This is a genomic window from Undibacterium cyanobacteriorum, assembly GCF_031326225.1.
Taxonomy (GTDB): domain Bacteria; phylum Pseudomonadota; class Gammaproteobacteria; order Burkholderiales; family Burkholderiaceae_D; genus Undibacterium; species Undibacterium cyanobacteriorum.
On sequence record NZ_CP133720.1, the window covers coordinates 3,699,796 to 3,712,661 of the forward strand.

Genomic DNA, 12,866 nt, shown 5'->3' on the forward strand with positions numbered 1-12,866 from the left:
ACGCGCGCGACACAATCGCCGATTTTTCATCCATTACCCATGGCATGAAAACCTGTAGAACACCCGTAATAAAACTAAACCATTTCATCCACTTATTTTTGCGGCCTCAGCGTAAGCAGCAAAACGCTCGCTTCACCTGTATCCGCGCGGAGCCATAAGCATGACCGCCTTTGTATTCAACGAAGTCAATTTTGACAATCACGAACAAGTCGTTTTCGCCTCTGAAGCCAAATCCGGCTTGAAAGCCATCATCGCCGTCCACAACACCAACCTCGGCCCAGCTATGGGTGGTTGCCGTATGTGGAATTACGCCACTGAAGCCGAAGCAGTGCGCGACGTATTGCGTCTCTCACGCGGTATGACTTACAAAAACGCCGTTGCTGGCTTGCCTATCGGCGGCGGCAAGAGCGTAATTATCGGCAATCCAAAAACAGATAAAACCCCTGCTTTGTTCGAAGCCCTTGGTGAAGCACTCGAACGTTTGGCGGGCCGCTATATTACCGCAGAAGACGTTGGTACAAGTCCTGCTGATATGGCTTCGGTTGCGAGCAAAACAAAATACGTTGCTGGCTTGGGCGATCGTGGGGACCCATCTCCTTTCACAGCCTTAGGCTGCTTCGTTGGTGCACAAGCTGCTGTCAAACATCACTTCAAACGTGATAGCTTCGATGGCTTGACCGTGGCATTACAAGGTCTGGGCCATGTTGGTTACGACTATGCACGTCGCTTACATGAAGCTGGTGCAAAATTGGTGGTCGCTGATATCGACCAAAACTCTTTGAAACGCGCTCAAGAAGAATTTGGCGCAACCATCGTTGATGTCAATGCGATTTACGACGTTGATGCTGACATCTACGCACCATGTGCACTCGGTGCGACTTTGAATCCTGACACCTTGTCTCGCCTCAAAGTAAAAATCGTCGCAGGTGGTGCAAACAATCAATTGGCAACTCCAGAAATGGGTGAAGCTTGCCGTCAAAAAGGTATTTTGTATGCACCAGATTTCGTCATCAACGCTGGCGGTATCATCAAAGTTTGCTACGAATACATGAACACACCAGAAGACGGCATGGATGCCCATGTTCGTCGCATCGGTGAAACTTTGGCTGAAGTATTCGTCCGCGCTGATGCTGAAGGCGTACCTACCAGCGTGATCGCTGATCGTTTGGCGGAAGAACGTTTCAAAAAATAAGCTTCACAAGTCGAGATTGAGGTTCTTTTTTCCAAGGAGCCCAATCGATCGGCGATAAAAAAATCCCAGATCAGCAAAAGCTCATCTGGGATTTTTTATTGCAAAGAATTCGCTGCCCAATACTATGGTGTGAAAACCACCTTCACACTGCTATTGACGGCACTCTTTTCGATCACGCCTATGCAGTTTGGATTTGCTGCAATCAGCTTGATGGTTTCGGCGGAGTCAGCCACATCGCGAGGCGCGCTTCCTTTGCCACTAAATACCAAGCGGGACCAAATTGCCTTCGCTTGTGCTTCATTCTTACCTAGCACTTTTTCAAAAAATTCCGTACGAGTACCACCGGAACTTGGCAATAAGGGCAATGCCTGACCGCCGCCAGGAAACTCCTTAGAATTTCCCAAATAGATGTCCGCGACCTGATCTTTGGTGAGACTTGCCACCGAGCTCTTTGACGACACCACAATGACGTTTTCAGCTTGCGCGAGATTTGCACACACAAACAATGCCGCTGCTAACAAGGTTTTCGTTGATAGTTTCATGGTTGGCCTCGCTTAGAATACAAAATCAAGATTCACGGTGAGCATCGACACTTTTCCGTCGAAGCCACTTGGCTTACCAAGCATCGAGGTCTCGTAGCTGTAGTAACCATTAGAAGCACCAACCGCTGGATACTTCATCTTTGCCATTTCTAATTGCGTCTTCAGGGCGAAATTTTTCGCAAAGTCCCAACGTACACCAATCATATTCACGGTACGGCTAGAATCGCCGGTCGCAATGTAAGATTCATTCAGATAATTCAGTTGTGCCTTCAATGCGGCAGGCGCGAATGGCCCTGGTGTTAAATTCGGTTTGGTTGCATCAAACTGATACCGACCTGTACCAATGTAAGGCGTAAAGTTGCCGATGCGGCGTGCTCCCAAAAGATTCCATCCTGTGACGGAAGCAATCACCACCGAGTTAGTATCGCGCTTCGCCCATTCAGCTTGCGCCAACCATTCACCATCATCATAGCTCGCGCCGATGGTCGAAATCGTCGCGGTAATTCCTTTTCTTGGCGCTACCGCATCAATCGCGGAGGCGCAGTTGGTACAGGCCGCCGCTGGAATTGCTTTCAGACTCGCGATATTCGCTTCAACGGAAGGAGAATTAAGTGATGCTTCGTACCAAGAGTAGCCAGTGCGAACCGACCAACTATCTTGCGCCCATTTTAAAGACAGGCCTTTTACACGATTCAAATCAACGTCGCCACCTGCCACGCTGACCTTGGTCTTACCGAAGAAACCTTCGACTTGCACATTGCCTTGGCCGACGCGTTTGTCCCACCGCATGGTCGCACCATCTTGATAAGTAATCGGGTTCACTTGATAGATTTCCGATTGTGGACGTGCTGTCGTCTGTGCGTAACTCAGATTGCGGTAGTCAGACATAATAAAAATCGGCGCTACGGTACGTCCAATTTTGAAATCGAATTCCGAGGAAATTGGGTAGGAAATATAGGCCCACTCGACGGTTGGCTGATTGCTTCCGTTGACATCCTTTTTGGAAATCAACTGAACCACGCCTTTGAGATTGCCATGCGGATTAACCGTCATTTGCAAAGAGGCCTGACTATCACCGTCGAACTTCCATTCATTAAATGACAAAGTCCGCTGTCTTTGCTCAGTGCGGACACCTGCCACGGTGCTATTTCCTTTGTAGCCACCAACGGTACCAAAACCATCAACCTTAAACCAATCACTGAATTCATCTGCACGTGCAGCGCTACTCAGTGTTAGTAGTGAAATGCCAGCTATTACAAGTGGATAAATTTGACGCGCTTTCATATTGTTTTCCTTTATTTGCAAGCCACACATAAACTTTCATGGATGGGTGAGACAAGATGAAACAACAAGCTTGAACAACAAAACTTAAGAATCGCAACACCTGAGGTTACAAGGATTTCTTTTCAGGAATAATTCATACTAGCAACATTCTGATGTAGGTCAAACCTCTTTCCAAGAAAAAACTATTTTGCTATTTTTTTACAACATTTCTTTAATCTTTCATCAATGGAATTTTTTGAAATATAGACAAATGAACAGCTTTTTCATCACTTTAGGCGACGTTGATGCAATACGCCGAATTCGAGGGGAACTAATACCACCATCGCCATCAGGTTTTCAAAGGTCTCCACTGCCGCGACAGACTCACGACGACAATCATCATTTGAGAAAAAGCCAATCCCAAATCAATCACAAATCCATCAATTCAATTTCCATCAGCAAATAAATTTGATCGAATTCCGCAATGGCACTCAACAACCTATGCGTCGGCATCCGTTGTAATGTTGCAGCCCTTGTTTAGCGAACGAAATAAACACCAGAAAAAAACGTCGATTCAATATACAAGTCGAAAGCGCTCGGTATACCATCACAAGCGCCATGTGTTTGGAGACACCGCACGTGGTCGAGTGCGATTGACTCGCTTTCATTCCGAACGATAACAACATCACGTCTATGACTACTAAACAAGCACAAACGCAGTGGGCGCAATTTATGCCCTTGGTCACCGTCTTCTTTTTCTGGGGATTCGTGGCCGCCAGTAATGACATTCTGATTCCCGTCTTCAAACAAGCATTTAACCTGACCCAAACCCAAAGCCAGCTCGTCTCGCTCGCCTTCTACGTGGCGTATACAGTCGGCTCGATTTTGTACCTGATCGTTTCGGCCATCATCAAAGACGATTTGATTAATCGCATCGGATACAAAAATGGCTTAGCCTTGGGGCTTGGCATTTCAGCCCTAGGAACTCTGTTGTTCTACCCAGCAGCCAATACCGGCTCCTTCGATTTGATGTTGGCTGGTTTATTCACAGTGGGTTTGGGTTTCTCTTTGCAACAAACAGCAGCGAACCCCTTGGCAATTGCACTCGGCACACCAAGCACAGGCTCGCAACGTTTGACATTGGCTGGTGGCGTCAATAATTTCGGCACCACGATTGGTCCTTTGATCGTCAGCTTCGCCATCTTCGGCGCGCCTTCCGCGACCAACACAGCGATTAGCATTGATAGCGTCAAGATTCCTTACTTGGTGCTCGGTGCAGCATTCTTGATCGTCGCTGTGTTCTTGAAATTCTCGGCGATTCCCGATCGTCCACAAGTGAACGAAGTCGCCCATGACGCGGCACAAAGCAGTCGCACGTCAGCCCTTCAATATCCGCAATTGGTAATGGGTATGATCGCCATCTTTTTGTATGTCGGTGTGGAAGTCTCCACAGCGAGTAATTTACCGGCCTACATGGAGAGCAAATTGGGACTCATGACCAAAGATATCGCCCCATATATTTCTTTGTATTGGGCGAGCTTGATGATGGGCCGTTGGACGGGCGCCGTAGAAGCTTTTGGCTTTGACATGAGTGTCGCCAAGATCGCCAAATTCCTCGCGCCGTATTTAGCGTTTAGCGTTTTCCTCGCGGTTAATGCGATCGCTCAGCATGACCTTACTCCCTTCTTCGTCTATGCGGCAATTATCTTAGTCTTGATTGCAGCGGATATCGCCAGCAAAGGCAATCCCGCTTCCATGCTCTTGATTTTCTCGGGGCTCGGCATAATTGGTCTGCTCATCGGTATGAGCACCAGTGGTATGACCAGCGTGTATGCGTTCACATCCATCGGTTTGTTCTGCAGCACCTTGTGGCCTTGCATTTTCGCTTTGGCGATTAATGGTCTCGGCAAACACACGGGCCAAGGTTCTAACTACTTGATCATGATGATTATGGGTGGTGGCTTTGTTAGCTGGGCGCAAGGTGCTTTGGCCGACCACATGGGCATTCAAGCAAGCTACATTATCGGTGTGATTTGTTTCGCTTATCTCGCCTTCTATGCTTGGCGCGTGAAGGGCATTTTGCATAGCCAAGGCATCGTCTTAGATAAGAAAGTCGATCTGGCGCATTGATACGATTGCCTGGCAAATTCAGTCCATCATCTGACTGAATCACAAAGCAAGCCACAGTGCTCAAACACTGTGGCTTTTTTGTTTAGTAAACCGAATAAACTGCGAGTGAAAACCCTGCTTTGGTTGTCGAGTGAAAATGGCTTGTGTACATTAGCTTCATCACCTTTTTCTCGATTCAAAATGAACGCGCCATCTACTCCTTCTTCTGCATCGCCAGCTTTTCCGCCCTTCCGTTCGGCCGACACCTTGCATGCGCACATCGCGCACACCATGGCGTTTTATCATCCGCGCTGTATCGACAGTAGTGGTGGCTTTTACCACTACTTCAAAGATGATGGAACGGTGTACGACGCTGCCAGTCGCCATCTCGTCAGCAGCACGCGTTTTGTCTTTAACTATGCGATGGCCTATCGTCATTTCGGTCAGCCTGAGTACTTGGATCAAGTCAAACATGGGGTCGCTTTTTTGCGCGAGGTCCATCGCAATCCCAACACGGGCGCTTACGCTTGGCAGTTGAATTGGGCTGACGGTCAAAAACAAATCACCGATGGCACCAATCACTGCTACGGTTTAGCTTTTGTAGTATTGGCGTACGCCCACGCTCTGATGGCAGGCATGAGTGAGGCGAAAGACCATTTGTATGAAACTGTGCAGTTAATGGAAGACAAATTCTGGCAAGAAGAGTACGGCTTGTATGCTGATCAAGCGAGTGATGATTGGAGCGTACGCGATCCATATCGCGGTCAAAACGCCAATATGCATTCCTGCGAAGCGATGATCGCGGCCTACCAAGCCACTGGTGATCTCGCGCTCCTACATCGCGCAGAAAAAATCGCACGCTCGATTACTTTGCGCCAAGCCGCCCAAGCCGATGGCAAGATTTGGGAGCACTACGATAGCGAATGGAAAATCGACTGGAACTACAACCTCGACGACAAAGCGAATTTATTCCGACCATGGGGTTTCCAACCGGGGCACTTCACTGAATGGTCGAAATTATTGATGCTGCTCGACGGTTACGCCGAACACTTGCAAGAAGAAGCATCTTGGCTAGTCCCAACCGCAGAAAAACTGTTTGCCACCGCGATGGAAACGTCGTGGGATGAGCAACATGGTGGCATCTGCTACGGCTTTGCACCCGATCACAGTGTATGCGATGGCGACAAATATTTTTGGGTGCAAGCTGAGACTTTCGCGGCCGCCGCTTGCTTGGCCAAGCGCACTGGCAAAGAAAGCTACTGGCAATGGTATGACAAGATCTGGCAATACAGTTGGCAACACATGATCGACCATCAGCACGGTGCTTGGTATCGCATTCTGCGCAATGACAATAGCAAAATCAGCGACGAGAAAAGCCCTGCTGGCAAAACCGATTATCACACCATGGGCGCTTGCTACGAAGTGCTGAATGTGTTGGGCGCGTTTGGTAAGGGAATAGCGAATCAGGAAGGCACGCCGCATCATGGGTGAAATTTTGCAAGACGCACGCGCGTTTCCGGAATTTGTTTGCCCCGGTGAAGCGCTGACCGACATGATACGTACCGGACCAGATCAATGGCAAAGTTTGGTCGGCGGATCGACCTGGAATGTCGCACGCAGTCTCGCCAAACTCGGCCTATCGACTGGCTTTGCTGGTGCGATCAGTTGCGACTTATTTGGCGACGCATTGTACGCCGCAAGCGAACAAGCCGAACTCGATTGCCGCTTGATTCAACGCTATGCAAAATCTCCTTTGCTCGCTATCGTTGGTGAGACGTCGCCCCCCGATTATTTTTTTATTGGTGATGACGCGGCCGATTTATATTTTGATCCTGATGCATTACCGACGGGCTGGGATCAGCGCCTACGTTGGGCGCATTTTGGCGGCATCAGCTTGGCGCGCCCACGTCTTGCACCGAAACTGATTGCTCTCGCTCAGCGTTTGAAAGCACAAGGGGTCAAGATTTCTTATGATCCGAATTTTCGTAAGCTGATGGATGCGAACTACGACGCCACGCTGGTCACCATGTGCGGATTGGCAGATGTGATTAAAGTGTCGGACGATGACTTAATCGGCCTCTTCCGCAACACAGATCTCGTGCACAATTTTGCCAAACTGCGTGCCATGAACCCGAAGTCGATGATCTTATACACACGTGGTGCTGCAGGTGCATCTTTGCACTCGCACTTACACTTGCGGGGAGACGATCAAGATCACAGCTGGCATGCGCAACCTCCCAAGATTGCAGTCGTGGACACGGTTGGCGCTGGTGATGCCAGCATTGCCGGCTTGCTTTACAGCCTCGATCAACATCCAGAACGCAGCCCGCAAATGCATCTCAATTTTGCGGTCGCCAGTGGTGCTGCTGCTTGCCTCGCTGCTGGCGCTCAAGCACCAAGCGTCGCTGATATTGCGCCGCTTTTCGCTAGTATGAGTTGATATGAGCTGATATGGACTGAATTATTTTGGCTCGAATTTTTGCAAAAACCAAAGCCTGTTTGAAGACTTATCTAAAGACATATTTGTAGGACTTGTTTACCAAGGAAAACTATCTTGAAATCGCTTAAACCACCGTGCCTCGCATTCGCCATCGCTTCATTAAGCTTCTCCGTTATGGCCTCGAGCTTCGCCACCACGCTAGAACAAAACTCTGCGACCAAAACTAAACTTAACAAGGCCAATAAAGGCAACATGAGCAAGACTGCTGGGACTGTAGCTGCCGTCACCATGACCGATGCCGAAGCGGCTGTCATGGCAGAACGTGTTAAAGCAGAGACCCAACATGCGTGGCAAGCCTATAAACAATTCGCGTGGGGTCATGATGCGCTTAAACCATTAAGTCAAGGCAGCCATGATTGGTATGGTTCTTCACTCTTGATGACGCCGGTCGACGCACTCGATACGTTGTTGATCATGGGCTTGGATAAAGAAGCCAAAGAAGCGCAAGAGTTGATCGTCAGCAAACTCAATTTTGATCAAGATCTCAGCGTACAAAATTTTGAAATCACCATTCGATTGCTCGGTGGTTTGCTCTCCAGCTACCAGATGACGAAAGATGAGCGTCTCCTCAAGTTGGCCAAAGATTTGGGCGATCGCCTACTGCCCGCTTTCAACTCCCCAACAGGCATGCCTTACACCCATGTCAATCTCAAAACGGGCAAGGTCGATGGAAATGTGAGCAATCCTGCGGAGACCGGCACTCTCTTGCTGGAATTCGGCATGCTCAGCAAATTAACGGGTAATCCGATTTACTACGATAAAGCAAAGAAAGCCTTGGTGGCGACCTACGAACGTCGTTCTAAGCTCGATTTAGTCGGCTCTGGCATCAATGTCGAAACGGGCGAATGGACCGACAACACAGCGCACATCGCGGGCGGGATTGATTCCTACTACGAATATCTCTACAAGTGCTACCGCTTGTTCGGCGATCAAGACTGCAAAGCGATGTGGGACACCAGCATCAAAGGCATTAATCGCCATCTGGCTGACGAAGTACGCGGTGAATTCTGGTATGGCTATGTCGATATGAACACCGGCAAACGCACGGCGACCGTGTATGGTGCATTAGATGCCTTCATGCCAGCTTTATTGGTCTTGGGCGGCGATCTCGAGCGCGCTAAACGTCTGCAAGAATCTGGCCTCAAAATGTGGCGCTTACATGGCATCGAACCTGAAGCAATCGACTACGTGAATATGAAAGTCGTCTCCGCCGCTTATCCATTGCGTCCTGAAATCATTGAATCCGCTTACTACCTCCATCAAGCCACCGGTGACACAAAATACCGCGTGATGGGCAAAGAATTCTTTAATGATTTCGTCAAGCGCTGCCGCGTTCAACACGGTTATGCTGCGCTCAAAGACGTACGGACAGATTTGAAATCCGATTCCATGGAAAGCTTCGTGTTCGCCGAAACCTTCAAATACTACTACCTCTTATTCGCACCAAAATCCGCACTTGATTTCAACAAAGTGACCTTCAATACCGAGGCACACCCGTACCGTCTTGATCACTAGATGAGGTCGCCCCTGCGCAGGCAGGGGCCCAGTTTCTCTAGTTTTATGAGGCAAGCGAACGAACAGTCGTCATCTTCTGCAATGTCATCATCAGCAATAAAAAAAGACCAACAACAATATCATCACCAATATCCCATTCTCGCCAAGGATCACCTATGCGATTCCCCTCTTCTCTCAGCTTGTGCAAATCCCTACTTAGCCTTAGCAGTGTTTTCGTGATCTTGGCGAGCACGCCCATCGCCAGTGCACAACATTCGAGTTCGAGTTCTATCTCCGTCTTAGCCAAAACTCCGGTCAATACTTTCATCGGCACCCAAGACGACGGCAATACCTTCCCTGGTGCCTCGGCACCGTTTGGCATGATACAAGTGAGCCCAATTGGCGAACATTACTCAGGTTGGCGTTACACCGATCCAAAAATTCGCGGCTTTGGTCACTTCTTCTTATCTGGCGCTGGATGCTGGGAGCAAGGCGGTCAACTGTCCGTGTTGCCCGTCACCGGTAGCATAGGTCCCGGAGGTGATTTCGACACCAGCAAAGCGAACTCGTTTGACCACAAAAAATATGCCTCCAATTACACCCACGATGGCGAAGTTGGGACGGCGGGTTATTTCAAAATGCAATTGACCAGCTATGGTGGGATCACTGCAGAAAACACTGCACTGACGCGGGTTGCAGCTGAGCGTTATACCTTCGCAGCGAATCAAAACAGCGGCCATATCTTGGTCAATGTCGGTCAAGCCAATGAACGCCACTCCGTCGCTGGAAGCAGTTTGCAAGTGATCGACGATCATACGCTGGAAGCCAAGATCGTCACCTTGAGTTTTTGTGGCGGCACCAAGTACACGACCTGGTACCGCATGGAATTCAATCGCCCATTCAAAACGCATGGTGTCTGGAATGAAGTTGGTGGTAAAGAAGGTGTGCGTAGTTTGAGTCAACAAGGTGAAGTGCGTCCACACGGCGCCTGGTTTAGTTTCGATTTGAGTCATGACAAAAGTGTGACCGCGGTGACCTCGATCTCGCATGTGGATATCCAAGGCGCCCGTCGCAATCTCGGCGCTGAAGGAAAAATCGGCGAGACACTGATGAGCTTCGATGCCATGCGCGAGAAAGCTCAGGCCTTGTGGGCCAAAGAGTTGAACAGCATACGCATCACTGGCGGTAGCCAAGATGAACGTACCGTCTTTTACACCGCGCTGTATCACACACTGCTACAACCACTGACGGGCAATGATGTCGATGGTCGCTATCGTGGCTGGGATAATCAGATTCACACGACCGATCGACGCACTGGCGAAACCTACTATGAGTTCTTCTCGCTGTGGGATACCTATCGCGCGCAAAATCAAATGTTGGCTTTGCTACGACCACAGCGCGCCAAAGACATCGCCAATTCTGTTTTAAAGATCCATGAACAGAGCGGATGGTTGCCACGGTGGGGTTACGCCAGTTATGAAACCAATGTAATGACGGGTGATCCTGTGACGCCGTTCTTAGTCGATCTGTGGCGTTATGGCGCCTTGAAGGGCAAAGAAAAACAAGCGTATGCAGCACTGCGTCAAAATGCTTTCGGCGTGCCCGACTTTAAAATCCGCGCCCAAGGTCGCGCTGGCAATCCAAGCTATTTACAACTGGGTTTCGTGCAATATGATCGCGCCTTCCCTGCCAAAGGTATGGATGTCGATCCGCATCACGGTGGTTCCGCCACTTTGGAATACGCACAAGGCGATGCCGCCCTCGCCATGATGGCGCAAGCGCTGGGCAAAAAAGAAGATGCTGCGATCTTGAGAAAACGCGGCGCGAATTGGCGTCAAGTGTGGGACAACAGCGTAGTTGATCAAGAACTGGGTTTCAAAGGTTTTCCTCGCGCCCGTATCGACGGCGGTGACTGGTACACCGAAATCGATGGCAGTTATAGCCCTCGTTCAGAACACGGCTTTCACGAAGGCACGGCCTGGCAATATCAATGGCTGGTGCAGCAAGATGTGCCAGGGCTAGTTAGTGAAATGGGCGGACGTGAAATGGCCGGTAAGCGCCTCGATGCCTTCTTCGCACTCGAGGCTCTACAGAAAGATCCGCAACATGCGGTGCGCAAAGAATGGGTGGTTGGCCCCTACAGCTATTACAACCAATATCGCTACAACCCTAACAACGAACCGGACTTGCACGCACCATGGATCTACACCCACATCGGTCAACCATGGAAGACTGCCATCGTGGCACGCGCTGCTGACATCTTATTCAGCAATGCGCCGAATGGCGTGACGGGTAACGATGATCTTGGCACCATGTCGGCGTGGTATTTGTTCAGCGCTCTCGGTTTGTATCCATCGACTCCCGGCACCGGTCAGTTCTTGCTACATGCACCCAAATTTATCAATGCAGAGATCGATCTCGGCAATGGCAAAACCTTGACCATCAACAGCCTCGGACATCGTACTAACACCAATAACTTCATCCACGCAGCACGCTTCAATGGCAAAGCGCAAGACAAAGTATTCTTAGATTGGGAAGCCTTGCAACAAGGCGGCACCTTGGAATTCCAAATGAATGATCGCTTTGATCAGAACGGCTGGGGCACGCAATCGAAAAACTTGCCGCAAGGCTTGTCGGGGCGTATGCCTTAAGACCCCAACTGCGAAGGTTGGAATTTATTCAGAATTACATTTCGTGCAAATTCTTCTAGAATGGCGGACACTTTACTTGAGACAGATATTGTTCGCCATTCTGGAAAATCCATGCTCATCACTGTCTCCGAGCATCGCCAATTAAATCAACGTTTCTTTTGACGGGGAAAAATTGAACGTGCAAAGCGATCTCAATAAGCGCTGCTTTCCACCGGTAGTCGATGAACACACTGAGTTGCTAATTTTAGGCAGCTTACCAGGCGACGCCTCGCTTGCGCAACAACAATACTATGCGCATCCGCAAAATCGTTTTTGGCATTTACTATCGGATGTGTTTGCTATCGATTTGGTGAACCAAAACTACCAACAACGTTTGCAAAGCTTGCTCTCGCATCGCATCGGTTTATGGGATGTAGTGGCGCAAGCCAAACGCGAGGGCAGTCTTGATAGCAAGATCATCGAGCGCGATGACAATGATCTTCTTGCGCTGCTTTCCACCTTACCAGCGCTACGTCGTATTGCATTCAATGGCGGCACGGCGAGTAAAATCGGACTCAAGATTCTCGGCCCACGCGCTGAGGATTTCCAAATCCATCAACTACCATCGAGCAGCCCTGCTTACACTTTGGCGTATGCCGAAAAACTGAAGCAGTGGAAAAAGTTGCGCCCATAAAAAAACGACACTAGCCGGTACTAGTGTCGTTTTCTTTACTGCTTGATGCCTCACTGGGTGCCAATCTTAACTGGCAACCAGTGACATCATCAATTACTTCTTAGTTGGTGTAGATGCAGCAGACGCGGCTGAAGCAGAAGCTTCTACTTTGGGTGCGTGCTGACGCTTGCCAGATGCTTGACCAGTTGCGGCGTCGCGTGGTGAAACCACTGCTGCGCTAGCGGATGCACTAGCAGCTGCACTCGCCGCTGGTTTTGCTGGCGCGCTTGCTGCACTAGCGGCTGCACTTGCAGCTTTCTCAGCTGGTTTTGCGACTGCTGCTTTAGAAGCTGCGCTCGCTGCTGCAGCCTCTACTTTTGCTGCTGGTGTTTGTGCCATTGCAGAACCCATGGCGATCGTTGCAACAGCTGCGGACAACATTAATTTGTTGATGAGTTTCATG

The 12,866-nt window shown here is 49.6% G+C and carries 10 protein-coding genes; 7 read left to right on the top strand and 3 right to left on the bottom strand.

The window, feature by feature from the left end:
- Nucleotides 1-160: 160 nt before the first annotated feature.
- The gene (locus tag RF679_RS15395; RefSeq protein ID WP_309481510.1) at nucleotides 161-1,192 is read left to right on the top strand and encodes a Leu/Phe/Val dehydrogenase; all 1,032 of its coding nucleotides are present in this window, start codon (nucleotides 161-163) and stop codon (nucleotides 1,190-1,192) included.
- Between the two features lie 122 nt (nucleotides 1,193-1,314).
- Here RF679_RS15395 and RF679_RS15400 read toward each other — a convergent pair whose 3' ends face one another.
- Both RF679_RS15400 and RF679_RS15405 read right to left on the bottom strand, forming a co-directional pair.
- Nucleotides 1,315-1,734: a type 2 periplasmic-binding domain-containing protein gene (locus RF679_RS15400; protein ID WP_309481511.1), complete on the bottom strand. Its 420-nt coding sequence runs from the start codon at nucleotides 1,732-1,734 to the stop codon at nucleotides 1,315-1,317.
- Between the two features lie 12 nt (nucleotides 1,735-1,746).
- Nucleotides 1,747-3,018: a hypothetical protein gene (locus RF679_RS15405; RefSeq protein WP_309481512.1), complete on the bottom strand. Its 1,272-nt coding sequence runs from the start codon at nucleotides 3,016-3,018 to the stop codon at nucleotides 1,747-1,749.
- 672 nt (nucleotides 3,019-3,690) lie between these two features.
- Here RF679_RS15405 and RF679_RS15410 point away from each other — a divergent pair.
- From RF679_RS15410 to RF679_RS15435, 6 genes are all read left to right on the top strand, one after another.
- Nucleotides 3,691-5,127: an MFS transporter gene (locus RF679_RS15410; protein WP_309481513.1), complete on the top strand. Its 1,437-nt coding sequence runs from the start codon at nucleotides 3,691-3,693 to the stop codon at nucleotides 5,125-5,127.
- 180 nt (nucleotides 5,128-5,307) lie between these two features.
- Nucleotides 5,308-6,597 (top strand): AGE family epimerase/isomerase, encoded by a 1,290-nt coding sequence (locus RF679_RS15415; protein ID WP_309481514.1) that lies wholly within the window; start codon nucleotides 5,308-5,310, stop codon nucleotides 6,595-6,597.
- Nucleotides 6,590-7,546, top strand: a complete 957-nt coding sequence (locus RF679_RS15420) for a carbohydrate kinase family protein (protein WP_309481515.1) — start codon at nucleotides 6,590-6,592, stop codon at nucleotides 7,544-7,546. The genes RF679_RS15415 and RF679_RS15420 overlap by 8 nt, the downstream gene beginning before the upstream one ends.
- Nucleotides 7,547-7,660: 114 nt before the next feature.
- Nucleotides 7,661-9,121 carry a glycoside hydrolase family 47 protein gene (locus tag RF679_RS15425; RefSeq protein WP_309481516.1) on the top strand — a complete coding sequence of 487 codons (1,461 nt, stop codon included), beginning with the start codon at nucleotides 7,661-7,663 and terminating at the stop codon, nucleotides 9,119-9,121.
- Nucleotides 9,122-9,276: 155 nt separating this feature from the next.
- Entirely contained in the window at nucleotides 9,277-11,751 is a 2,475-nt protein-coding gene (locus tag RF679_RS15430; protein ID WP_309481517.1) for a GH92 family glycosyl hydrolase, read from the top strand.
- Nucleotides 11,752-11,929: 178 nt separating this feature from the next.
- Nucleotides 11,930-12,424, top strand: coding sequence for a DNA-deoxyinosine glycosylase (locus RF679_RS15435; RefSeq protein ID WP_309481518.1), 495 nt, complete (start codon nucleotides 11,930-11,932; stop codon nucleotides 12,422-12,424).
- A 93-nt stretch (nucleotides 12,425-12,517) separates the two neighbouring features.
- Here the strand turns inward: RF679_RS15435 and RF679_RS15440 are convergent, their stop codons facing one another.
- Nucleotides 12,518-12,865, bottom strand: coding sequence for a hypothetical protein (locus RF679_RS15440; RefSeq protein WP_309481519.1), 348 nt, complete (start codon nucleotides 12,863-12,865; stop codon nucleotides 12,518-12,520).
- Between the last annotated feature and the right edge of the window lies 1 nt (nucleotide 12,866).

Excerpts from the sequence above, each read along its gene's own strand:
- RF679_RS15395 (WP_309481510.1), top strand. The coding sequence starts at position 161 with ATGACCGCCTTTGTATTCAACGAAGTCAATTTTGACAATCACGAACAA.
- RF679_RS15400 (WP_309481511.1), bottom strand. The coding sequence starts at position 1,734 with ATGAAACTATCAACGAAAACCTTGTTAGCAGCGGCATTGTTTGTGTGT.
- RF679_RS15405 (WP_309481512.1), bottom strand. The coding sequence starts at position 3,018 with ATGAAAGCGCGTCAAATTTATCCACTTGTAATAGCTGGCATTTCACTA.
- RF679_RS15410 (WP_309481513.1), top strand. The coding sequence starts at position 3,691 with ATGACTACTAAACAAGCACAAACGCAGTGGGCGCAATTTATGCCCTTG.
- RF679_RS15415 (WP_309481514.1), top strand. The coding sequence starts at position 5,308 with ATGAACGCGCCATCTACTCCTTCTTCTGCATCGCCAGCTTTTCCGCCC.
- RF679_RS15420 (WP_309481515.1), top strand. The coding sequence starts at position 6,590 with ATGGGTGAAATTTTGCAAGACGCACGCGCGTTTCCGGAATTTGTTTGC.
- RF679_RS15430 (WP_309481517.1), top strand. The coding sequence starts at position 9,277 with ATGCGATTCCCCTCTTCTCTCAGCTTGTGCAAATCCCTACTTAGCCTT.
- RF679_RS15440 (WP_309481519.1), bottom strand. The coding sequence starts at position 12,865 with ATGAAACTCATCAACAAATTAATGTTGTCCGCAGCTGTTGCAACGATC.